The sequence below is a fragment of the Nonomuraea sp. PA05 genome (assembly GCF_008086045.1).
Classification (GTDB): domain Bacteria; phylum Actinomycetota; class Actinomycetes; order Streptosporangiales; family Streptosporangiaceae; genus Nonomuraea; species Nonomuraea monospora.
On record NZ_VSEY01000006.1, the window covers coordinates 259,499 to 281,743 of the forward strand.

A 22,245-nucleotide genomic window follows, 5' to 3' on the forward strand; every position below is an offset into this window, starting at 1 on the left:
TGAGGGCGGATCGTCAGGGCAGGGAAAGAAGCGTGATGGACGCCCGGCCGCCGCGCGCGGTGAGGGCGGATCGTCAGAGCAGGGAAAGAAGTGTGATGGACGCCTGGCCGCCGCACACGGCACAGGTGGAGTCGCATACTGAGGAAGAGGTGTGATGGACCCCGTCGAGCGTCTTTACCTCGACGCGCTGATGGAGGACCCCGAGGTGCCGGCCGGCTCGCTGCGGCCCCAGCTCCTCGCCGGGGCCCGGGCCCGGCGCCGGCCGGCGGCACCCACCGCCGCCTGGGCGGAGCCGTACGCAGGCCGTGTGGCCGCGATGGACGCGCTGCTGGCCTCGGCGGTGGACGACGACTGGTCGCGGATCATCGTCGAGGGCTGGACGCTCCAGGAGCTCGTCGCCCACCTGGCCGCCAAGGACGGCCTGCTGGCCGCCTCCGTCGGCGCTCCCGTGCTCGGCCCGCCGATCGGCGCCGTCGACTCGCGGTCCCGGACGAACGACGTCCAGGCGTACGAGCGGGCCCGCAGCCCCGAGCAGACCCGCAGGGACTGGCGCGCGCAGGCCGACGCCCTCTGCCGCCACCTGGCCGACCTGCCCGCCACGACACCGGCCACCCTGGACGGCCTCGACGCGCCGGTCAACGACCACATCCTGGCCAGGTGCCTGGAGACGTGGATCCACACCTCCGACGCGGCGGAGACGGCCGAGATCCGCCTCCCCGACCCGATCGCCGACCACATCCACCCCACCGCCGACCTGTGCGCCCGCCTGCTGCCCTGGACGATGCTCTTCAGCGGCATCGACGGCGCGGGCCGCACGCTGGGCCTCACGCTGACCGGCGCGGGCGGGGGAGAGTGGCGCGTCGCGCTGGGCGTGGAGGACGCCGGGCCGGGCGAGCCGGACGCGTACATCACGGCGGACGTGAAGCAGTTCTGCTTCCTGCTCGGCGGAAGGGGCGATCCCGCCACTTTCATCGCGGAGCTGGAGGGGGACCTCGCCCTCGCCAAGGACGTCCTGGCCGCCGCCCCCGCCCTTTCCGGCCCTTAATCCCGCATAAGGGAGCAATTCGCCGAACACCTGGAATTTGACGGGTTGTTTGGATCAGGCGAGGTAAAGGGGATTCTGTGCAGGGGTACGTCTGACCATGTCCGAGTGCCTTGAGAAAAAGGGCTCCGGATTCCGGGTCAAACTACCCAGGACGGAAAAATGCACGTGAATCCCAATAATCCACAAAAGCGCCGGAGCCATCGGCGTATCGCGGTGCTGGCACTGGCCGGCGCCATGCTCCTCCCGGCGGGCCAGGGGGTCGCCGGCGCGACCGCCGCTGCCTTTCCCGCCGCTGCGGTTCCCACCGGCGTCGGATACGCCGCCGGTGAGAAGCCGGTGCTCGGCTGCGGCGACCGCTGGTGCGGCAACGGCTGGGGCCGGCGCTGGTGCGGCGGCTGGCGCTGCCACGGGCACCGCCACCACCGTCACCACGACCACTACTACGAGCACGACTTCCACTCGGGCGACCGGCACCACCACGACCACGCCGAACCCGCACCCGAGCAGCCCGCCGAGCCGCCCGTGAAGGACGACCACGAGCCGATCAAGGACGATCACAAGGAGGACCCGCACAAGTGGGACTTCCAGAACTGGTTCCCGTTCGGTGACGAGGGCGGCGACGACCGAAGCTGAACTGGAGCGGGGCGGTACGGCGTCCTCGCGACGCGCTCGCGACGTTCTACGCCGTCCCTGCGGCGTCCTGCGGCGTCCTGCGGCGTCCTGCGACGTCCTGCGACGTCCGTGCGACGCCCAGCGGCGTCGTGCGACGCCCAGCGAATCCGGCGAGTGCCGTGACCGCCCGGCCGGTCACGGCATTCGCCTTGTGAATTCGGGGGAAGAATCAGACTCTGCGCAAGACGAGAAGGGGGTCCTCGTGGCGGACGACGTGACGGGTCTCGCGGGGTTTCTGTACGAGTTCGGGCTGCTCAAGCGCTACAAGCGAACCGGCTGGCTGGTCGCGGGCGTACGCGATCCGGAGAGCATCGCCGACCACTCCTTCCGCGCGGCGGTCATCGCGGCCGTCATCGCCGGTATGGAGGGCGGCAACCCGGAACGGGCGGCGTTCATGAGCCTCTTCCACGACACGCAGGAGACCCGCGTCACCGACATCCCGTACATCGGCAAGCGCTACCTCAAAGCCACCTCCAACGAGGACGTCACCGCCGACCAGGTCCGCGGCCTGCCGGCGGAGGTGGCCACCGTCGTGAGCGACGCCGTGGCGGAGTACGAGGAGAAGGTCACCCTCGAGGCGGTCTGCGCCCGTGACGCCGACAAGCTGGAGTGCCTCATCCAGGCGGTCGAGTACCGGGAGCAGGGGCACCGGAACGTCCAGGGGTGGATCGACAGCTCGCTGGCCGCGATCACCACCCAGACGGGCAAGCGCCTGGCCGAGGAGGCCCTGAGCACGGGGACCCTCGACTGGGTGACCCGCGTGCTCAACGGCGACTGAGCCCACCCACCCGGCCAGCCACCCACCCGGGCCCCATCGCGCCCGCCAGGCCAGGCCCCATCGCGCCCGCCAGGCCAGGCCCCATCGCGCCCGCTCGGCCAGGCCCCATCGCGCCCGCTCGGCCAGGCCCCATCGCGCCCGCTCGGCCAGGCCCCATCGCGCCCGCTCGGCCGGGCCCAGTCCGCAGCGCGCCGGTCTCAGCGCACCCGCCCGGCTGCGGGGCGCTTGGCCTTAGCCCGCTCGGCCGCAGGGCGCTTGGCCTTAGCCCGCTCGGCCCAGCGCGGGGCACGCCTGGCTCGCAGCCCGCTCGGCACCGGCGCGCCTGCCTCTCCCGGCCCAAGCCGGGCCTCGGCGGGCGCAGGCGGTCAGGACTCGGTGGCGGCGGGCCGGGTGACGAGTTCCCTGGCGTACTCGTCATCGCTCTCCGCCAGCACCCGCTCCACCCCCTGCGCCGCCCGCGCATCCCCGCGATCGGCCAGCCCCCGGGTGGCCTCCGCGACCGTACGCAGGTCGGAGTCGGACAGCCGGGCCGCCAGCGCATCCCTGATCACGGGCGTGTCGGCGGCGAGCCCGGCCAGCCCGGAGGTGGCCCAGTCGCGGATCTCGGAGTCCTCGTCCTCGGTCATGGAGATGAGCAGCGCCAGCCCCTCCTCGTGGTCCGGCGGCAGCACGTCGGCCAGCGCGATCGCGTCCGTCATGGTGCGCTTGTGCCCGGGACGTCCGAGCACGTCCAGCACGTAGGGCAGCGCACGGGGGTCGCCCTGGTGCCCGAGCCCCGCCAGCACCGAGCGCAGCACCTGCGGGTTGCCTTCAGTGGTGACCATCTTCTGCAGCAGCGGCAGGGTGCGCTCCAGGTACGGCTTCTCCCCGTCGGAGAACCCGAACTGGGCGATCGCGTCCACGCCGAACTCCCGCTCCCTGGCGTCCTCGCTCACGCACAGCCGGGCCAGCGCCTCGTACGTCTCGTCGTCGGCCCGCTTGCCGAGCGAGTCGGCCACGATCCACCAGGTCTCGGCGTCCTCGTCGACGTCGCGGTGCGCCAGCGCCCTGGCCACGAGCTGCTCCACCGGCGTGTAGATGCCCGCCGCGTCCTCCAGGAGGGTGGCGACGGCGGCGTGGCCGCGCTGGGCCTGCACCTGCTCGCTCTGCTCGCCGTCTGCGGAGCGGCCGGCGACCGTGATCAGCTCGGTGCCGTCCTTGGCGTACTGGCGGGCGACGACGTACTCCCAGCCGTCCTGCTCGATCTGGTCGAGCAGCGCGCTCTCCAGGTGCACGCCCGCCCAGCCGAGTGCGACTTCGAGGGGGCTGTCGCCGTCGCCGTCGTACTTCTCGTGGTCGGCGCCCGCCTCCAGCAGCACCTGCACGACGCCGGGGGCGCCGCGGCTGGCGGCGAGGGTGAGCGGGGTGTCGCCGACGTCGTTGGTGACGTTCACCTCGGCGCCCGCCTCGACGAGCAGCCTGGCGGCGTCGGCGTGGCCGTTGGCGGCGGCCCACAGCAGCGCCGTCCAGCCGCCGTCCTCCCTGGCGTTCACGTCGGCGCCGGCGGCCAGCAGCGCCGTGATGACCTCGGTGCGGTCGCGTGAGGCCGCCGCGCACAGGGCCAGCCCGCCGTCGTCCGGGCCCTCGCTGGGCGTGCTGGGGTCGAGGCCGCCGGCGAGCAGCTTGCCCACGGTCTCGATGTCGCCGATCAACGCCGCGCGGTAGAGCTGTTCTGCATGCATGACAAGGGACCCTAGCCTGGTCCGGCCGCGCCCCGGACCAAGGCCGGGGCCCCGTGTCATGGCGTGGTACGCGCCCCGCCCGTGGACCGGTTCAAAAGCCATCCCGAACGTGCATGCTTCGATGGATGTCAGGATTCCTCCGTAAGGAGGAGCTGAATTCGGGCCCAAACGCGATATGTTGCGAGTATGACTGATCCTGGTGAGGTCCGCGCGTCGGACGCCGAGCGCGAGGCCGTCGTCGAACAGCTCCGTGTCGCCTCGGTCGAGGGCCGTCTGACGCTCGCCGAGCTGACCGACCGCACGGAGGCCGCGTACACCGCGACCACCCACTCCGAGCTGGCCATGCTCACCCAGGACCTGCCTTCGGCGGGCGTGGCCGCCGCGGTGCCCGCCGCCGCGCCGCAGGGCAAGAAGCGGCGGTGGTTCGTCGGCGTCATGGGCGACTCCAAGCGCCGCGGCACCTGGCGCATCGACCAGGAGCTCGGCGCCGTCGCCGTGATGGGGGACGTCGTGCTGGACCTGCGCGAGGCGGAGGTGCGCACGGACCGGGTGGAGATCCTGGCCGTGTCCGTCATGGGCGACGTGAAGATCATCGTCCCTGACGGCGTGTACGTGGACCTCGACGGCATGGCGATCATGGGCGACAAGAAGGTGAACGTCATGCAGGCGCCGCCCGGGATGAACGTGCCCGTGGTGCGCGTGCAGGCGTACGCCGTGATGGGCGACGTCAAGGTGATCGGCGACTCGCAGGCGCAGCCGCTCCAGCGCGGCTTCGCGGCGTGGCGTGAGCACTGGCGGCGGTTGCACGGCGATGACTGGCGCGAGATCGGGCGTCAGATCCGCTCCCAGAACCGCGAGCTGCGCCGCCAGCTCCGCGACGACCGCTGGCTGGGCCGCGGCTACTGACCCCCGGCCCGCACACCGTCCATCGCGCCCGAAAGGCACCCCTCACGTCATGCACGCGCGCGTCTGAGAAAGAGCACCCCTCACGTCACGCACGCGCGCGAGAGCACCCTTCACGCACGCGTGCGCCCGAAAGGACCCGCACCACCTCACGCGCGCGCGTCCGAAGAGACCTGCACCCCTTCACACACGCGCGCACCCGAAGGGACCCCCGCCGGAGTACGGCGGAAGGTCAGCCCGCGACGGGAACCGGCTCCCGCTGAGCCACCTCGTAACGTTCCAGCACCACGTCCACCAGCTCAGGCGCCGCCCCCAGCACCTCGGCGACCACCGACGCCCCAGCCGCCAGCGCATCCGTCCGCACCTTGTCGGCGAAGAACCCAGGAGCCAGCAGGTAGGGGGCCACGACCACCCGAGGCGCCCCCGCCCGCAGCAGCGAGGCGACCGCCTCGGCCGGGGTGGGGGAGGCGGCGGAGGCGTACGCCGGGGTGACGGTCCACCAGCCGGACCGCCGCCACGCTTGCGCCATCCGCGCGATGACCGCGTTCGCCCGCGCGTCGCTCGACCCCGCCGACGCGAGCACCACCGCCGTGTCGGGGTCACCAGCCGGTACGCCCGCCTCGCCGAGCCGCCGCTCCAGCGCGGTCAGCAGCAGCGGGTGCGGGCCCAGCGTGTGCCCGTAGCGGACGCGCAGCCGGGGCTCGCGCGCACGCACCTCGTTCAGCGCCGCCGGCAGGTCCACCCGGCTGTGGTAGGCCTCGGTGAGCAGCAGCGGCAGCACCACGGCCTCGCGCAGGCCGGTGAGGGCCTGGCCGAGGGTCGGGGCGCAGTGGTCCAGGTAGGCCACCCGCACGTCCAACGGCACCCGGCCTGCCAGGCTCCGGTCGGCCAGGCTCCGGTCGGCCAGGCCGTCGAGCAACGCGGCCACGGTGGCGGCGGCGCGCGGGTCGCGAGACCCGTGCGCCACCGCCACCAGTGGCACGCGGCCGGGGGACGTCCCGCCTGCCAACGGGACGGTTCCCCCGCTGGGGATCACAGGTGAATGCCGCATTCGACCTTCCCCAGGCCCGCCCAGCGTCCGCTGCGCGGATCCTCACCCTCGGCGACCTGCCGCGTGCACGGCGCGCAGCCGATCGAGGGGTAGTTGTCGTAGTGCAACGGGTTGATCAGCACCCCGTTGTCGGCGATGTAGTTGTCCACGTCCTCCTGCGTCCAGGAGGCGATCGGGTTGACCTTGACCATCTGCCGCTTGGCGTCCCACTCGACGACCTTGGTGCCGGTCCTGCTGGACGACTCGTCGCGGCGGATGCCGGAGATCCACGCCAGGTACGGCTCCAGCGCCCGGTTCAGCGGCTCCACCTTGCGCAGGTAGCAGCACAGGTCCGGGTTGCGGCCGAACAGGCGCGGCCCGAGGTCGCGGTCCTGCTCGGCGACCGTCCGCGAGGGCTTGATGTCGATCACGTTGACGTCATAGACCTGCCGCACGGCGTCCCGCGTGCCGATGGTCTCGGCGAAGTGGTAGCCGGTGTCGATGAACAACACGTCCACGCCGGGTTTGACGCGGCTGACCAGGTCGATGAGCAGCGCGTCGCTCATGGAGGAGGTCAGGCACAGCCGGTCGCCGAACGTCGCGGCCGCCCACCGGATGATCTCCCGCGCGGGGGCGTCGTCCAGGAACTTGGCGGCGGACTCGACGATGTCCTGAAGGTCGAGCGCGTCGCGCTGCTGTCTCAACCCGACCTCGATGTCGACCAGCGTCATATCTTCACTCCGATTCCAAGGAACTTCAGCTTGAAGGCACGAGCGCAGGCGCGGCAGTACCAGCCGCCATCACCTTCGTAGGGCTCCAGATCTTCCTCGCCGCAGTACGGGCAGTGGAAGGGAACGGCTCGTGTGGTCATTTCAGGTCGGCCTCGTCTGCTCGCTGAACCCAGTCGGCGAACGACTCGCCTTCCTTCTTCTGGCTGTCGTAGTTGGACACGACGCGCGCGACGTAGTCGGGCAGCGCCTTGGCGGTGGTCTTGAGGCCGCGCACCTTCCTGCCGAACCCGGCGTTGACGCCGAGCGAGCCACCGAGGTGGATCTGGAAGCCCTCCACCTGGTCGCCGTTCTCGTCCACGACGAGCTGGCCCTTCAGGCCGATGTCGGCGACCTGGATGCGGGCGCAGGAGTTGGGGCAGCCGTTGAGGTTGATGGTCAGCGGCTCGTCGAACTCGGGCAGCCGCCGCTCCAGCTCGTCGATCAGGTCCATCGCGGTGGCCTTGGTCTCGACGATGGCCAGCTTGCAGTACTCGATGCCGGTGCAGGCCATCGTCTGGCGGCGGAACGTGGACGGCTTGACCTGGAGGTCGTTGGCCTCCAGCTCGGCCACGATGGAGTCGACCCGGTCGGGCGCGACGTCGAGGATGACCATCTTCTGCTCGACCGTGGTACGGACCCGCGTGGAGCCGTGCCGCTCGGCGATGTCGGCGATCAGGTGCAGCTTGTCGCCGTCGACCCGGCCGACCTTGGGCGCGAAGCCGACGTAGAAGTTGCCGTCCTTCTGCGGGTAGACGCCCACGTGGTCGCGCCGGTTGCTGCGCGGGAGCTCGGGGGCGGGGCCGTCGGGCAGCTTCTCCTTGAGGTACTCGTCCTCCAGGATCTGCCTGAACTTCTCCGGCCCCCAGTCGTTGACCAGGAACTTGATGCGGGCGCGGTGACGCAGCCGCCGGTAGCCGTAGTCGCGGAAGATCCCGATGACGCCCTCGTGCACGTCGGCCGCCTTGTCGGGGCTGACGAAGACGCCCAGCCGCTTGCCCAGCATCGGGTTGGTCGACAGGCCGCCGCCCACCCACAGGTCGTAGCCGGCCTCGCCCTGCTCGTTGACCACGCCGACGAGCGCCACGTCGTTGATCTCGTGCACGGTGCAGTGCGCCGGGCAGCCGCTGATCGCCGTCTTGAACTTGCGCGGCAGGTTCGAGTACGCCGGGTTCCCCACGACCCGCTCGTGGATCTCCGCGATCTGCGGGGTGGCGTCGATCACCTCGTCGACGTCGATCCCCGCCAGCGGGCAACCCATGATCACGCGCGGGGTGTCGCCGCACGCCTCGGTGGTGGACAGCCCCACGGCCTCCAGCCGCTCCCAGATGTCCGGCACCGACTCGATCTCCACCCAGTGGAGCTGGATGTTCTGGCGGTCGGTGATGTCGGCCGTGCCGCGGGCGTAGTCGTTGGAGATGTCGGCGATCGCCCGGAGCTGGGCCAGGTCGAGCAGGCCGCCGTCGATGCGTACCCGCAGCATGAAGTAGCTGTCGTCGAGCTCCTCCGGCTCCAGCACCGCCGTCTTGCCACCGTCGATCCCCGGCTTGCGCTGGGTGTAGAGGCCCCACCAGCGCAGGCGGCCGCGCAGGTCGGCCGGGTCGATCGAGTCGAAGCCCCGCTTGGAGTAGATGTCGATGATGCGCTGGCGGACGTTGAGACCGTCGTCGTTCTTCTTGTTCTCTTCGTTCTTGTTGAGCGGCTCACGGTAACCGAGAGCCCACTGGCCTTCGCCGCGCGGGCGCTTGTGGTGCCGGCTGGCAGGAGTGCGGCTGGCAGGGGTGCTCATTGCGCGTCCTTCGGATCATGGGCGCGCGCAATTCCTCCTGCCTTCATCGTCGAAGGGCAGGGCTGGAGAGGATGGAGTGCGACGCGCTCAGCGGTAGAAATCGATGGGGTTAGCGGGCGTCGCAACAGATGGCACTGCGGACACGCTGAAGATCGACGTGTCGTCGACCGACGAGCATGGGGTCCGCTGGCATGTTTCGAGAGTACTCTGGCTGTCCGAGTTGTCCAATACCGGGTCCAGAGTGTGGGATAGTGGCCCCCTCTGCCTGCGCTTTCAGGCCTGACGCGGCCTGCCGTCAGCCCTGACGCGGCCAGTCGAGCTCCGACTCCTCGGGCAGCGCCTGCTCCTTGTGCTGGCAGTCGCACCACGAGCCGCCGCGGCAGTCCTCGTGACGTTTGTCCTTACAGCTCTCGCAGATCACGTAACGCATTATTCTCCCAGAACGCCGCTCCGGTTAGGCTGGCGCGCGTGGACCTCATGGCCGAGTTGCTCGGCGATCTGCGTGCCGAGACCGCGTCCTTCGAAGCCCTGCTCCACCCGCTGGACGACGGCGGCTGGGAGCGGCCCACACCCGCCGAGGGGTGGGCGATCCGCGACCAGGTGAGCCATCTGGCCTGGTTCGACGACGCGGCCGTCCGGGCGGCGGGCGATCCGGACGGCTTCCAGGCCTGGGTGAGCGGCTTCACCTCCGTGGACGACATCGCGGCCCGGTCGCGTGAGCTGACCCCCGGCGACCTGCACGCCTGGTTCAGTACGTCCCGCGCCCGCAGCCTGGAGGTCTTCGCCACGCTCGGCGCCCGCGACCGGGTGCCGTGGTTCGGCCCGGCCATGTCGGCCGCCTCGTTCGTCACCGCGCGGCTGATGGAGACATGGGCGCACGGCCAGGACGTGGCGGACGCGCTCGGCGTCGTCAGGGAGCCGACGGCGCGGCTGCGGCACGTGGCCACGATGGGCTTCAGGGCTCGCCCGTACAGCTTCGCCGTACGCGGCCTGCCCGTCCCCGGGGAACCCGTACGGGTGGAGCTGAGCATGCCGGACGGCGACTCCTGGACGGCCGGTCCGGCGGACGCCCCCTCGCTCGTCCGCGGCACGGCCCTCGACTTCTGCCTGGCCGTCACCCAGCGCATCCACCTGTCGGACACCGGGCTGGAGATCACGGGCGGGCCCGCCCGTGAGTGGATGGAGATCGCCCAGTGTTTCGCCGGGCCACCCGGAAAGGGACGAGGCCCGCGCTCAGGGATCGATCAGGGTCATTCCGGATGACGCTCACGTCATGATCCGTGACATGCTGTGAGCATGCGCACAATCCTGAACGTCATCTGGCTGGTGTTCGCGGGTATCTGGCTGGCGATGGGCTACGCGCTGGCGGGGATCATCTGCTGTGTCCTCATCGTCACGATTCCGTTCGGCATCGCCTCGTTCAGAATCGCCAAGTACGCGCTGTGGCCGTTCGGCCGCACCGTGGTCCGCGACCCCGACGCCGGCGTCTTCTCCCTGCTGGGCAACATCATCTGGTTCGTGGTCGCCGGCATCTGGCTGGCCATCGGCCACGTCGTCACCTCGATCCCGCTGTTCATCTCGATCATCGGCATCCCGATGGGCGTGGCGAACATCAAACTCATCCCCGTCTCCCTCCTTCCGCTGGGCGCGCGCATCGTCGACAACGACTAGGGCAGTGCCGGGACGTAAGCTGTCCCGAAGAGTCACTGCGAAATACCGTTGGGTGCCATGACGTCCACCGATGCGCCTCCCCGGCCCAAGCGCGGGCTCGTCTCCCATGCCCGGGCCAGGCTGAGCTGGGTGCTCGACACCAACACGTGGGCGATCGTGCGTGCCGCGACCAACGCCGGCGTCACCTACCGCGTCACCGGCCTGGCCGGTGAGGCGGCCTTCTTCGCGCTGCTGTCGCTGCCCCCGTTCGTGCTGGGCCTGATCGGCGTGCTGGGCAAGCTCGGCACCTGGCTGGGCCCCACCGTCGTCGCCGAGGTGAAGGCCTGGGTGATCGAGCAGGCGGGGCTGCTGTTCACCGACGACGCGCTGAACAAGGTGATCAACCCGCTCATCACCGACGTGCTCAGCGACGACGCCGGCAAGGTGTCGATCATCTCGCTGGGCTTCCTGCTGTCGCTGTGGTCCGGCTCCAGGGCCCTGTACGTGTACGTGGACCTCATCTCCGTCGCCTACGGGCTGGGGGAGGAGCGCGGCATCATCCGCACCCGGCTGATGTCGTTCGGCCTGTACGTCATCGGCCTGATCATCGGCATCATCGTGATGCCGATCCTCGTCGTCGGCCCCACCCTGATCAAGGACGCGCTGCCCGCCGACTACGGCATCCTCATCGACCTGCTCTACTGGCCTGTCGTGATCATCGGCTCGGTGCTCTTCCTCACCGTGCTCTACCACGTGAGCGTCCCGGTCCGCACGAAGTGGTACCGCGAGCTGCCGGGGGCCATCCTGGCGCTGTTCCTTTGGATCGTCTGCGCCGCCGTGCTGCGCGCCGTCCTGGCGGCCTGGTTCTCGCCCGTCTCGGTGTACGGCTCGCTGGCCGCGCCCATCGCGCTGCTGCTGTGGCTCTACATCACCGCGCTGGCCGTGCTCATCGGGGCCATCCTGAACGCCGAGGTCGATCGGCTCTGGCCGGGCGTGAGCCGCACCAAATAGCCATTCCGCCGCCGGATCACGTCCGGAATAATCCTCCCGGTGAACGTGCAGCAGCGGGTCGGGCCGTACACCCTCCTCAAGAAGCTCGGGGAGGGTGGGATGGGCGTCGTCCACCTCGCCGAGGATCCTTCGGGGCGGCGCGTGGCGCTGAAGACGATGCGGCCGGAGCTGGCCGGGCGCGAGGAGTTCAGGCGGCGGTTCGGCAAGGAGACCGAGGCCGCCAGGAGGGTCGCCAGGTTCTGCACCGCGCCCGTGCTGGACGCCGGCTTCGAAGGGGGCACGGCCTACCTCGTCACCGAGTTCGTCGAGGGCCCCGACCTGTCCTCCGTGGTCGCCCAGGCCCCGCTGACCGGCTCGAACCTGGAGGCGCTGGCGGTCGGCGTCGCCACCGCGCTGGCCGCCATCCACCAGGCCGGAGTGGTGCACCGCGACCTCAAGCCGTCGAACGTGCTGCTCAGCCCCGTCGGGCCGCGCGTCATCGACTTCGGCGTCGCCCAGCTCGCCGACGCCCCCGGCGCCGTGGCCACGATCGCCACCATGATGGGGACGCCCGCGTACATGTCGCCGGAGCAGGCCAGGGGCGAGCAGGTGAGCCCGGCGGGCGACATCTTCTCCTGGGGCGCCCTGGTGACGTTCGCGGGCACCGGCAGGCCGCCCTTCGGCACCGGCGGCGTCGCCGAGGTGGTCTACCGCGTCATCAACCACGCGCCCGTACTCGACGGGCTCGACGAGCGCCTCAGGCCGCTGGTGGAGCGGGCGCTGGACAAGGACCCGGCCCGCCGCCCGACCGCCCAGCAGCTCGTGGACCAGCTACTCGGCCGCACGGGCGTGCCGGTGGCCGCCGCCACCAAGGCCGTCTCGGAGACCTGGACGCCCATCGTCCGGCCCGCGCGCCCGCCCGCGCCGCCCGCCGCGCGCAGGAAGCCGTGGCTGCCGATCGCCGTCGGCGTCCTCGCCGCCGCCGTCGGCGCGGGCGTCACCCTCGCCGCCGTACGCCCCTGGGAGCGGCCCGGCGCGGGCCCCGGCACGCCGGCCGCCGCCCGCACGGTGGACGCCCTCGGCAGCAGGCTGACCGTCCAGATCGACTCGCTGGTACGCCAGGGCACCAAGGTCCGCCTGCAGTGGACGGTCAAGAACGTCGGCACCGAGAACGCGCCCCTGTTCGGCAAGCTCGGCAAGGACGTCTTCGACGAGACCGTCTCGCGCGTCACCATCGTCCCTCCCGGGGTCGGCAACCCGCTGTACCCCGCCGTCAAGGACGGCGTCTGCCAGTGCTTCTCCGTCCCCAACACGCCGTTCGACGAGGGCGCGCAGCTTCAGCTCTGGGCCGTCTTCGAGGGCCTGCCCGAGACCGCCGAGCGGGTCGACGTCAACCTGGGGCCGCTCGGCGCGATCCAGGACGTGGCCGTCACCGACGCCTGAACCCCGCCGCACCGGCCTGCTGATCAGGGAGAAATACACCCCCGACGCATCCGATAAGGTCTAGGACTGAGACGCGACTGGCGCATTGGGTGGGATCGACCACCAGGGAGCGAAAGGAGCGGAGGCCGTGCGCCTGGGTCTTCGCAATCGTCAACGATGACAGGAGAGTCATGAGTTCTCTCGCTAGCGTCGACCCGCAGATCGCCGAGCTCATCAAGGCCGAAGAGCGCCGCCAGTCCGACACGGTCAAGCTGATCGCCTCCGAGAACTACGTGTCCAAGGCCGTGCTGGAGGCCACCGGCACCGTCCTGACCAACAAGTACTCCGAGGGCTACGCCGGCAAGCGCTACTACGAGGGCCAGCAGGTCATCGACCAGGTCGAGACCCTCGCCATCGAGCGCGCCAAGGCCGTCTTCGGCGTCAACCACGCCAACGTCCAGCCCTACTCGGGCTCGCCCGCCAACCTCGCCGTCTACATGGCGTTCGCGCAGCCCGGCGACACCGTGATGGGCATGGGCCTGCCGTTCGGCGGCCACCTCACCCACGGCTGGTCCGTCTCCGCCACGGGCAAGTGGTTCAACCCGGTCCGCTACGGCGTGCGCAAGGACACCGGCCGCATCGACCTCGACGAGGTCCGCCAGCTCGCCCTGGAGCACCGGCCGAAGCTCATCTTCTGCGGCGGCACCGCGATCCCGCGCACCATCGACTTCGAGGGCTTCGCCGCCATCGCCCGCGAGGTCGGCGCCGTCCTGGCCGCCGACATCGCGCACATCGCGGGCCTCGTCGCGGGCGGCGCGCACCCGTCCCCCGTGGGCCACGCCGACGTGATCTCCACGACCACCCACAAGACCCTGCGCGGCCCGCGCGGCGCCATGCTCATGGCCACCGCCGACGAGCACGCCACGGCGCTCAACAAGGCCGTCTTCCCCGGCCTCCAGGGCGGCCCGCACAACCACACCACCGCCGCCATCGCCGTCGCCCTCCACGAGGCCGCCCAGCCGGCCTTCCGCGAGTACGCCCACCAGGTGGTCCGCAACGCCAAGGCGCTGGCCGAGGAGCTGTCGTCGCGCGGCTTCGACCTGGTCTCCGGCGGCACCGACAACCACCTGATCCTGCTCGACCTCACCCCCAAGGGCATCGGTGGCAAGCCCGCCGCCCAGGCGCTCGACCGCGCCGGCCTGGAGACCAACTACAACACGGTCCCGTTCGACACCCGCAAGCCGTTCGACCCGTCGGGCATCCGCATCGGCACGCCCTCGGTGACGTCGCGCGGCATGGGCGAGGCGGAGATGCGGCAGATCGGCGCCTGGATCGACGAGGTCGTCACGGCCCTCGCCAAGGGCGACGCCGAGGACGTCATCACCCGCGTGCACCACGAGGTCAGCGAGCTCACCGCCCAGTTCCCCGCCCCTGGCCTGTAACCACGGAACCCGGCCGGCGATGCGCCGTGACGCCGGCCGGCCACGTGCGGGTCCAGAAGCGTCTCCCTGGAGGCCCTCGGCCACGTGCGGCGGGCGGCGCCTTGCCGGGGCTCTGCCGTAACAGAAAAAGAAGCACCCCACCGCGCGGGCTCCCGGTGCGCGGTGGGGTGCTTCGTGCGAGCGGGGTGGGCCGGAGTACCCCGTCGCGGTGGCCGATCGCGGCCCGGAGGACTGGTCCGGATCGGCCGGGAAACGGGGGACGGGACCGAATCGTCCCCCGCGTGGCTCAACCGAGGAAGAGGTAGTCGGCCCCGTACGAGACCCTCGCCTCGGCGCCTGGCTGACACGACCCCGTGGGGGCGACGCCGCCGGTCGTGTTGAGGCGCAGGATCTGGGTGGCGTGGGCGAGCAGGCCGGTGTTCGCGCCCGCCTGCGTGGCGTCGAGCACCAGCTCGGGGATGTTGCCCCCGTTGGGCGTCCGGCTGACGACGGTGCCGCGCACCGCGCTGCCGTCCGGGGCGATCCACTGCGGCGGCCCCGACGCGGGTGTGACGAACGAGTGGTCGATGCCGCGCCGCAGCTTGGCCGTCACGCCGAGCTGGGTGAACCCGAAGCCGCCCGCCGGCAGTTGCGTGCAGGAGTAGATCTGCGAGCCGCGCAGCACGTCGGCGGTGAGCGCGCGCGGGTGGGTGAACGCGGCGCCGGAGAGCGGGCCGCGCACGGCGCCGCCGTCGAAGTCGAGCGTGTGCAGGTTCGAGTAGTACGCGCCCGGGTTCGCGGCGATGCGCTTGACGATCTTGGTGGTGACCGGCATCACCCCCGCGACGCCGGTCACGTTCTCGGGCAGCCCCTCGGGGGCCGCGAACAGCTCCGCCGCCACCGCGCCGTTCCTGCCGGGCGCGCCCTTGTGCAGGTGTCCCGCGGTCACCCGGCCGAGCCCGCTCCAGGTGGCCGTGTAGGCGATCGAGGAGCCGTCAGGACGCAGCCACCACGTGGCCTTGCCGTCCGGATCGCCGCGCCGCTTGCCGTCGTTCTCCGGCACCTCCTGGCCGCCGTTGGCCTGGGAGGAGAGCGTGGCCTGGTCGCTGCCGTGCAGGACGCCGTTGAGGTCGACGGGCTTGCTCAGCCGGTGGAACTGACCCCGCACCGCGCCCTTGGGGTGGGCGGCGTCGTGCAGGTTGGCGTAGAAGGCGCCGGGGTCGGCGACGAGCGCCTGGACGAGCTCGTTCGTGGCGGTGACGGTGCCGGTGACGCCGCGCACGGAGGACGGCGGTGACGTGGTGAGGAGGTCGAGCCGGACGTCGCCGTTGACGCCCCTGGCGCCGGCGTGGACGTGACCGGCGGTGGGGGTGCCGATCTTGTTCCAACGGGCCGCGAACGTCACCTCGTTCCCGCTGATCTTGAGGACGACGGTCGAGCGGCCGTTCCGGTCGCCGGGGCTGCCGACCTCGTTCGCGCCGCGCAGGCCCGCCGCCAGGTAGATCTCATCCCCCGAAGTGGACGCGGAAGTGGACGTGGACGCGGACGCGGGAACCGCGGGAGCGGCAACCGCACACGCCCCTAAAGCCGCGTAAATCATGATCTTTCGGATATTCATCAGGAAACCCCCGTAAAAGGCTCTATATTCCGGTCGGTACGGCAGGCAGTACGCACCGGCGGCCGATGGGGTTCAATCCGCGGACCGGTATTTTTCCCGGCACACGAAAATGCCCTCCCACCAGCGGTGAGAGGGCATTCCCAGCAGATTCACGCCTCGACGGTGAGCAACTTCTTACCCCCCGAGGTGACCACCTCGAAATGATCGATGTCCCGCAGTTGCGTGGCGCTGCCGCCGTGCATGTAGAGCGGGTCGGGCGACCCCGGCACTCCGTACCCGGCTGGAGGCACGGACCACCCCGTCATCACCCGTCGCTCACCCGACTTGCCGACCGAGATCAGCTCGCACTCCAGCGGCCCCTTCACCCCGGACAGCTTGAGAGCCGCGTGCGTGCCCCAGCCCTTCGACTCCACGACCAGCCCGCCCGTCACGCCTTCCACGCCCTTGCCCTCGATGGGCTTGCCGTCGGCGTAGAACTGCTCGGCGGGGCCCATGTTCGTCCCCATGTGACCGCTGTGCCCCTGCGCCACCACCGGTGGGTCGTCCGCGCTGAGCTGCGTGCCGATCGTCAGCCCGCCGGCCACCAGCGTGACCGCCGCCGCCATCCCGATCACGAACGTGCCCCTGCGCGTCCGCCTGTCGGCCGCCTTCTTGCGCCGCAGCAGGTCCACCACTTCGCCCTGCGGCTCAAGGGAAGGAGGGCCGAGGTCCTCCACGGGCCCGATCCCATGCAGCACACTGGCCACACCCGCCAGGTCGGACAACTCGTAACGGCAGGGCGAGCAGCCGAGGAGATGGGCCTCGAAGGCCAGCCGGTCGTCCTCGTCCAGGAGCCCGAGCGCGTACGCTCCGACGTCCGTGTGCTCGACTCTCGACGTCATGCCTTCACCCCCCTCTCCTCCAAGGCGATGCGCAACGCGCGCACGGCGTAATACACACGGGACTTCACGGTGCCCACCGGGATGCCGAGCGCTTCCGCGGCGTCGTTGACCGACCGGTCCCGCAGGATCGTCTCGTTGAGGATCTCGCGGTGTGCCGGCGACAACGCCTTCAGCGCCTCGGACACGACCACCTGGTGCAGCAGTCCCTCCATCTCGTCAGGCACGGGCACGCTCTCCAGCGGCCCGTCACCCGATTCCTGGGGGCGGGCGTCCCTGCGCCGCCGGTCATCGATCACGATACGTCTGGCGACCGTGGCGAGCCAGGGCATCAGTGAGACCGAGTCGGGGTCGAGCTGCTCCGCACTCCGCCAGGCCCGGATCATGGTCTCCTGCACCACGTCTTCCGCCCACTGCCGATCGCCCGCGGTCAGCCGGATCACGAAGGCCAGCAGCGGCCTGTGGTATTCCCGGTAGAGCGCGGACACGACCACCTCGTCGTCCGGGCGTACGCGCCGGATCCAGTGTCGTAAGCGCGGCTTGCCCATCGGGGCGGCTCCCTCGGCCGAGGGCGGGGGATACGTGCCGGTTCGCATCATTCCCCTTTCTCAGTCCGTCGAGAGGTGGTACGGGGAGCCGCCCTGGCACGGTTCAACAGATCGGGGAAGATAATTCGATTGCATCGCCGGGGACACCATGCGTAGAGTCGCTCCGGTAACTGATCGAGGAGGTGAGGACTATGCGGGTCTTCCTGTTCAACGTGTCCTCATTCCACCTCCGGGCGTCCATCTGACCAGCCCGGTTCCTTCTCGATCAAAGGTTCACCGCGTTGTCTTACGATCTTTCTCTGCTCGGCTGGGCCGGCTTCCGCGCCGCCGAGCTGCCTGACGGCACCGTCCCGGCCCGCGTCTCCCGCGTCGATCGCGGCGCGGCCGAGGTCATCGCCGCCGACGGCCAGCACCACGCCAGATACGGCGCCCGCGTGCGCCGCGCCTCCGCCGCCGACCCGGTGGCACTGCCCTGCGTCGGCGACTGGGTCGCGCTCAAGTGGCTGCCCGAGGGCCGCTACGAGCTCGACGAGGTCCTGCCCCGCACCACCGCCTTCGTCCGCGGCGGCGTCAGCCGCGACTCGATCGGCGGCCTGTCGGGCGACGGCCAGGGGCAGGTGCTCGCCGCCAACGTGGACGTCGTCTTCGTGGCCGAGCCCTCCATGCACGCCACCGACTTCGCCGACCTCGGCCGCATCGAACGCCTCGTCGCCCTCGCCTGGGAGTCCGGCGGCACGCCCGTCGTGCTCATCACCAAGTCCGACCTGTTCGAGAGCGGCCTGGACGACCTCCTCGCCGACGTCCGCCTCGCCGCGCCCGGCGTGGAGGTGCACGCCGTCTCCTCGCTGCAAGGCGACGGGGTCCGGCTCGTCCGCGACCACCTCGACGGCTCCCGCACGGCCGTCATCCTCGGGCCTTCGGGCGCCGGCAAGTCCACCCTGGTCAACGCGCTGGCCGGGGGAGACGTCATGGAGACCCAGCAGGTACGCGCCGCCGACGGGCGCGGCCGGCACACCACCGTGCACCGGGAGCTGATCCCGCTGCCCGGCGGCGGCCTGGTCATCGACACGCCGGGCATCCGGCGGATCGGCCTGTACGACATGGGGCAGGGCGTCGATCTCGTCTTCTCCGACATCGAGAGCCTCGCCGAGCAGTGCCGCTTCGGCGACTGCGGGCACGACGAGGAGCCGGGGTGCGCGGTGATGGCCGCCCTGGAGCGGGGGGAGCTGCCGGAGAGGCGGCTGGAGAGCTGGCGGAAGTTGCAGCGGGAGGCGGCGTGGATGGCTTCCAGGACTGATGCTCGGCTGCGTAAGGAGCAGCAGAACAAGTGGAAGATCATCACCAAGGAGATGCGCCGGTCGGGCCGCAGCCGCCCGTGACGCACCCTGCCCGCCTGCCCGGCCCGTCATCGGTCGGGTGGGCGGGCGCGCGGTGAGCGGCGGGTTCGCCGGGCTCGTCGGTGTGCCGGGCGCGTCGTGCGACGGGCTGGGCGCGCCGTGCGACGGGCCGGGCGCTCGGAACGGGCATGTGCGCGTGCGGGGAGGAGCGGGCGTCAGAGGGTAGGCACAGGTCATGGAGCTCTTCGCAGACCGGGCCGACGCAGGGGCGCAGCTCGCCGAGCGGCTGCGGGACGCGCACGACCCCGTGATCCTCGCCCTGCCGCGCGGCGGCGTGGCGGTGGCGGTGCCCATCGCGCGCAGGCTCGACGCCGTCCTGGACGTGCTGGTGACCAGGAAGATCGGCTACCCGCCGACCCCGGAGCTGGGCGTCGGGGCGATCGCGGAAGGCGGCGAGCCGGTGTTCGACCGCCCGCTGCTGCAGCGCCTGGGCATGACCCCCGAGGACGTGGCGGACGTCGTCGAGGAGGAACGGCGGGAGCTGGCCAGGCGGGTGCGCGCCTACCGCGGCGACCGCCCCCTGCCGCCCGTCGAGGGGCGGCAGGTGATCGTGGTGGACGACGGCCTGGCCACGGGCGGCACCGCGAGGGCCGCGCTGCGGGCGGTCGCGACGGCCAAGCCCGCGAGGGTGACGCTGGCCGTTCCGGTGGGCGCGCAGGACACCGTGCGGTCCATACGGGAGGAGGCGGACGAGGTGGTGGTGCTCAGGACACCGCTCGACTTCAGGGCGGTGGGGCAGTGGTACGAGCGCTTCGATCAGCTCAGCGACGCCGACGTGTTGCACCTGCTGGGCCGCGACTGACGCAATTGCCCGCACCCGCACCCGCACCCGCACACCCGCATCCGCGCGCCGCCCGAACCGCGCCTGCGTGACGCGCCCGCGGTCGTGTCTCAGCTCGCGATGATGGCCCAGACGACCTTGCGGGAGCCCTCGGAGGTGAGCCATCCCCACGCCGTGCACAACGCGTCCACCAGCCGCAACCCCCGCCCGTACTCGGAGAAGACGTCGGGGGTGGCCGCCACGGGCACCGTCTGGCTGTTGTCGGTCACCACGCACGCCAGCTCCGCCGCGTGCGACAGCAGCCGCAGTTGCGCGGCCCCGCCGCCGTGCCGCATGGCGTTGGTCACCAGCTCCGAGACCACGAGCTGAACGTCGAAGGCGTGCTCCACGGTGCCCCACGCGGTGAGCGTCTGGTCGACGAATCGCCGGGCCGTGGCGACGCAGGACGGCTCCAGCGCCGTGCCACGATGGAAGGGGAACACGGCGTCGCATTCACCGGCACGCCCGTCTACCAGGACGGACGAGAGCCATCCTGGTGGCCGGGCACCTATGGCGGCTTGCGGCCGAGCGTCGAAAGTCGTCATTCTGGCCCCCGAAGCGCGGTCTGGTGATCCAATACCCATCTTTACGGGGAGTGCTTACCGATGCAAGACTTTTCGTAGTTTACGGATGCGAATCGCATCTGCACGTGCAGATGACCTGGGAGCGATGGAGTGAGCGCACAGAGCACGGAAGGAAAGCTTCTCAGCTATTCGCCGGGAAGCCCGACGGTGCTGCGGATCCTGCTGGGGACGCAATTGCGCAGGCTCCGTACGGAGAAGGGTATCTCGCGCGAGGACGCCGGGTACTCGATTCGGGCATCTCATGCCAAGATCAGCCGGTTGGAGCTCGGCCAGGTCAGCTTCAAGCAGCGCGACGTGGCCGACCTGCTCACCCTGTACGGCGTCACCGACCCCAAGGAGCGCGAGCCTCTGCTGGCCCTGGCCAAGCAGGCCAACGCGCCCGGCTGGTGGCACAAGTACGGCGATCTGCTGCCCGCCTGGTTCGAGGTCTACATCGGCCTGGAGGGGGCCGCGGCCGGCATTCGTACCTATGAGAACCAGTTCGTCCCCGGCCTGCTCCAGACCCCCGCCTACGCCAGGGCGGTGATCGAGCTGGCGCACGAGAAGGCGTCCCAGGACGAGCTGGAGCGTCGGGTGGCGCTGCGCATGACGCGGCAGAAGCGGCTGGAGAGCGGCCTGACGCTCTGGGCTGTGATCGACGAGGCCGTGGTGCGCCGCACGCTGGGCGGCTCCGAGATCATGCGGGAGCAGATCGCGCACCTGCTGGAGGTCACGGCGGAGCGCAACATCACGGTGCAGATCATGCCGTTCGACCGCGGCGGCCACGCGGCGGCCGGCGGCCCGTTCAGCATCCTGCGCTTCCCCGAGCGCGAGCTGCCCGACGTCGTCTACATGGAGCAGCTCACCAGCGCCCTCTACCTGGACAAGGCCGCCGATTCCGACCACTACATGGAGGTCATGGACCGGCTCAGCATCCAGGCGGAGGAGCCGAAGGCGACCAGGCGCTTCCTGGAACGGCTCATTTCCACATGAGCTGCTGAAACCCCTGTGATCCACTCCATACCGGGATTTTTGGTCGTCCGGTATATGGAGCAGCACCTGTTGCCGTATTGTCACCTCGCAAACGCGGATGCACGTGCATCCGTAAGATCGCGAGGAGCTGCCCCCATGCATGAGTTCCGGAACGGAACGCCCGCCGGCCGCCTTCCCGTCGTCTGGCGCAAGAGCAAGCGGAGCAACCCCAACGGCAACTGCGTCGAAGTCGCGAACCTGCCCACGGGGGAGATAGCCATGCGTAACTCACGCTTTCCCGAAGGGCCGGCGCTCGTCTACACCCGCGCCGAGATCACCGCGTTCGTCCTCGGGGCCAAGGACGGCGAGTTCGACGACCTCATCGTCTGAGGTCGTCCGAAGTCACCTGAGGCCGTCCGAGGTCGTCTGAGATTGTCCGAGGCCGTCCGGGGTCCTCGGCCGGTCGCCGGGTTAAGGTCCTGGTGGCGTGGAGTTTCGGTCACGACTGCGGTGACGGGGGCGCGTTGTGCCAGCGCCAGCGTGTCAGACGGGGTCGGCCGGGAAGCTCGGCGCGGCCCGTCGCCCACAGCAGCGTCGTCCAGGGGTCCGTGTCCCCTGGGGCGTCGGGGAAGAGCCGGGCGAGCACGCGCGAGCACACCTCGGAGGGCGGGTCCCAGCTCAGGCCGAGGCCCGCGGCCAGGTCGTGCACGTGAACGAGCGTCTCGGTCAGGCCCATCGCGGCGCAGGCCGACGCGTCCGCGGGGCCGAAGCCGTGGTGGGCGCGGGCGTCCGGCGGCGCGGTGCGTACCATCGCGGCCAGCAGCGCGCCACTCGCCTGCAGCACCTGCATCAGGCCCGTGACGCCCGCGGCGGGGTCGGCGTGCACGGAGTTGGCCGGGCCGCCCGGCCTGCGGCTCTCCATGACGAACGGCACGTACACGTCCAGCGGCGGCGTGGTGAGGCCGAGTTGCACGGCGTAGGCGAACAGGTCGTCGGCCAGGTGCTCGGCGGTTTCCCAGCACGTCCAGTCGAGTGAGCCCGCCTTGGCGTCCCAGCCGGGCCGCGGCGCGTGGCGGAGTGTCTCGACGGCCAGGCTGATGATCTCTTCGAGGTCTGCTGCGGCGGTCGCGGGTGAAGCGTGCGGGGCTGGTGGCATGGCAGGCACCTTATCCACGCGGTGCCATTCGCGCGGTGCCCATCCACGCTGTGCTCATCCACGCTGTGCTCATCTATGCGGTGCTGTGGCGTGGCAGGCGCCTCA

The 22,245-nt window shown here is 70.8% G+C and carries 24 protein-coding genes; 13 read left to right on the forward strand and 11 right to left on the reverse strand.

Annotated features, from left to right (window positions below):
* Positions 1-154: 154 nt before the first annotated feature.
* From FXF51_RS12050 to FXF51_RS12060, 3 genes are all read left to right on the forward strand, one after another.
* Positions 155-1,045 carry a maleylpyruvate isomerase family mycothiol-dependent enzyme gene (locus FXF51_RS12050; protein ID WP_148434370.1) on the forward strand — a complete coding sequence of 297 codons (891 nt, stop codon included), beginning with the start codon at positions 155-157 and terminating at the stop codon, positions 1,043-1,045.
* A gap of 213 nt (positions 1,046-1,258) precedes the next feature.
* Positions 1,259-1,678 (forward strand): hypothetical protein, encoded by a 420-nt coding sequence (locus FXF51_RS12055; protein WP_148434371.1) that lies wholly within the window; start codon positions 1,259-1,261, stop codon positions 1,676-1,678.
* A 241-nt stretch (positions 1,679-1,919) separates the two neighbouring features.
* The gene (locus tag FXF51_RS12060; RefSeq protein ID WP_148434372.1) at positions 1,920-2,495 is read left to right on the forward strand and encodes an HD domain-containing protein; all 576 of its coding nucleotides are present in this window, start codon (positions 1,920-1,922) and stop codon (positions 2,493-2,495) included.
* A gap of 365 nt (positions 2,496-2,860) precedes the next feature.
* Here FXF51_RS12060 and FXF51_RS12070 read toward each other — a convergent pair whose 3' ends face one another.
* Positions 2,861-4,216 carry an ankyrin repeat domain-containing protein gene (locus FXF51_RS12070; protein WP_262379451.1) on the reverse strand — a complete coding sequence of 452 codons (1,356 nt, stop codon included), beginning with the start codon at positions 4,214-4,216 and terminating at the stop codon, positions 2,861-2,863.
* A 186-nt stretch (positions 4,217-4,402) separates the two neighbouring features.
* Between FXF51_RS12070 and FXF51_RS12075 the strand changes: the two genes are divergently transcribed.
* Positions 4,403-5,122 carry a DUF1707 domain-containing protein gene (locus FXF51_RS12075; protein WP_148434373.1) on the forward strand — a complete coding sequence of 240 codons (720 nt, stop codon included), beginning with the start codon at positions 4,403-4,405 and terminating at the stop codon, positions 5,120-5,122.
* Between the two features lie 229 nt (positions 5,123-5,351).
* On the opposite strand, the gene FXF51_RS12080 is transcribed toward FXF51_RS12075, so the two are convergent.
* The 5 genes from FXF51_RS12080 to FXF51_RS62555 all read right to left on the reverse strand — a co-directional run bounded on the left by FXF51_RS12080 (position 5,352) and on the right by FXF51_RS62555 (position 9,135).
* The gene (locus tag FXF51_RS12080) at positions 5,352-6,170 is read right to left on the reverse strand and encodes a sirohydrochlorin chelatase (RefSeq protein ID WP_148434374.1); all 819 of its coding nucleotides are present in this window, start codon (positions 6,168-6,170) and stop codon (positions 5,352-5,354) included.
* Entirely contained in the window at positions 6,152-6,880 is a 729-nt protein-coding gene (locus FXF51_RS12085; protein WP_148434375.1) for a phosphoadenylyl-sulfate reductase, read from the reverse strand. Before FXF51_RS12085 ends, FXF51_RS12080 begins: the two co-directional genes overlap by 19 nt.
* A 136-nt stretch (positions 6,881-7,016) precedes the next feature.
* A complete protein-coding gene (locus FXF51_RS12095) occupies positions 7,017-8,705 on the reverse strand; it encodes a nitrite/sulfite reductase (protein WP_148434376.1) in 1,689 nt (562 codons plus the stop codon).
* Between the two features lie 109 nt (positions 8,706-8,814).
* The gene (locus FXF51_RS63725; protein ID WP_311132608.1) at positions 8,815-8,898 is read right to left on the reverse strand and encodes a putative leader peptide; all 84 of its coding nucleotides are present in this window, start codon (positions 8,896-8,898) and stop codon (positions 8,815-8,817) included.
* Positions 8,899-9,000: 102 nt separating this feature from the next.
* A complete protein-coding gene (locus tag FXF51_RS62555; protein ID WP_262379453.1) occupies positions 9,001-9,135 on the reverse strand; it encodes a hypothetical protein in 135 nt (44 codons plus the stop codon).
* Between the two features lie 47 nt (positions 9,136-9,182).
* Here FXF51_RS62555 and FXF51_RS12100 point away from each other — a divergent pair, with 47 nt between their 5' ends.
* The 5 genes from FXF51_RS12100 to glyA all read left to right on the forward strand — a co-directional run bounded on the left by FXF51_RS12100 (position 9,183) and on the right by glyA (position 14,209).
* Positions 9,183-9,968, forward strand: coding sequence for a TIGR03084 family metal-binding protein (locus FXF51_RS12100; protein ID WP_148434483.1), 786 nt, complete (start codon positions 9,183-9,185; stop codon positions 9,966-9,968).
* A gap of 33 nt (positions 9,969-10,001) precedes the next feature.
* Entirely contained in the window at positions 10,002-10,376 is a 375-nt protein-coding gene (locus FXF51_RS12105; RefSeq protein WP_148434377.1) for a YccF domain-containing protein, read from the forward strand.
* A 57-nt stretch (positions 10,377-10,433) separates the two neighbouring features.
* Positions 10,434-11,366: a YihY/virulence factor BrkB family protein gene (locus FXF51_RS12110; RefSeq protein WP_262379455.1), complete on the forward strand. Its 933-nt coding sequence runs from the start codon at positions 10,434-10,436 to the stop codon at positions 11,364-11,366.
* 39 nt (positions 11,367-11,405) lie between these two features.
* Positions 11,406-12,788, forward strand: coding sequence for a serine/threonine-protein kinase (locus FXF51_RS12115; protein WP_262379456.1), 1,383 nt, complete (start codon positions 11,406-11,408; stop codon positions 12,786-12,788).
* Between the two features lie 146 nt (positions 12,789-12,934).
* Positions 12,935-14,209, forward strand: a complete 1,275-nt coding sequence (gene glyA, locus FXF51_RS12120) for a serine hydroxymethyltransferase (protein WP_411268355.1) — start codon at positions 12,935-12,937, stop codon at positions 14,207-14,209.
* A 286-nt stretch (positions 14,210-14,495) separates the two neighbouring features.
* Here glyA and FXF51_RS12125 read toward each other — a convergent pair whose 3' ends face one another.
* The 3 genes from FXF51_RS12125 to FXF51_RS12135 all read right to left on the reverse strand — a co-directional run bounded on the left by FXF51_RS12125 (position 14,496) and on the right by FXF51_RS12135 (position 17,232).
* Positions 14,496-15,788, reverse strand: a complete 1,293-nt coding sequence (locus FXF51_RS12125) for a CHRD domain-containing protein (protein ID WP_187414326.1) — start codon at positions 15,786-15,788, stop codon at positions 14,496-14,498.
* Positions 15,789-15,955: 167 nt separating this feature from the next.
* The gene (locus FXF51_RS12130; protein ID WP_148434380.1) at positions 15,956-16,687 is read right to left on the reverse strand and encodes an anti-sigma factor family protein; all 732 of its coding nucleotides are present in this window, start codon (positions 16,685-16,687) and stop codon (positions 15,956-15,958) included.
* Positions 16,684-17,232 (reverse strand): sigma-70 family RNA polymerase sigma factor, encoded by a 549-nt coding sequence (locus FXF51_RS12135; RefSeq protein WP_186404304.1) that lies wholly within the window; start codon positions 17,230-17,232, stop codon positions 16,684-16,686. Before FXF51_RS12135 ends, FXF51_RS12130 begins: the two co-directional genes overlap by 4 nt.
* A gap of 281 nt (positions 17,233-17,513) precedes the next feature.
* Here FXF51_RS12135 and rsgA point away from each other — a divergent pair, with 281 nt between their 5' ends.
* Together rsgA and FXF51_RS12145 are read left to right on the forward strand one after the other, a co-directional pair.
* A complete protein-coding gene (gene rsgA / locus FXF51_RS12140; RefSeq protein ID WP_148434381.1) occupies positions 17,514-18,611 on the forward strand; it encodes a ribosome small subunit-dependent GTPase A in 1,098 nt (365 codons plus the stop codon).
* A 193-nt stretch (positions 18,612-18,804) separates the two neighbouring features.
* Positions 18,805-19,431, forward strand: coding sequence for a phosphoribosyltransferase (locus tag FXF51_RS12145; protein ID WP_148434382.1), 627 nt, complete (start codon positions 18,805-18,807; stop codon positions 19,429-19,431).
* An 89-nt stretch (positions 19,432-19,520) separates the two neighbouring features.
* Here the strand turns inward: FXF51_RS12145 and FXF51_RS12150 are convergent, their stop codons facing one another.
* Positions 19,521-19,892 carry an ATP-binding protein gene (locus FXF51_RS12150; protein ID WP_187414327.1) on the reverse strand — a complete coding sequence of 124 codons (372 nt, stop codon included), beginning with the start codon at positions 19,890-19,892 and terminating at the stop codon, positions 19,521-19,523.
* A 288-nt stretch (positions 19,893-20,180) separates the two neighbouring features.
* Between FXF51_RS12150 and FXF51_RS12155 the strand changes: the two genes are divergently transcribed.
* On the forward strand, positions 20,181-21,005 hold the full coding sequence (locus FXF51_RS12155; RefSeq protein ID WP_262379472.1) for a helix-turn-helix domain-containing protein: 825 nt from the start codon (positions 20,181-20,183) through the stop codon (positions 21,003-21,005).
* A gap of 135 nt (positions 21,006-21,140) precedes the next feature.
* Positions 21,141-21,374, forward strand: a complete 234-nt coding sequence (locus FXF51_RS12160; protein ID WP_080036405.1) for a DUF397 domain-containing protein — start codon at positions 21,141-21,143, stop codon at positions 21,372-21,374.
* Between the two features lie 109 nt (positions 21,375-21,483).
* Here FXF51_RS12160 and FXF51_RS12165 read toward each other — a convergent pair whose 3' ends face one another.
* Complete coding sequence (locus FXF51_RS12165) at positions 21,484-22,140, reverse strand: hypothetical protein (RefSeq protein ID WP_148434385.1); 657 nt, start codon at positions 22,138-22,140, stop codon at positions 21,484-21,486.
* Positions 22,141-22,245 lie beyond the last annotated feature (105 nt).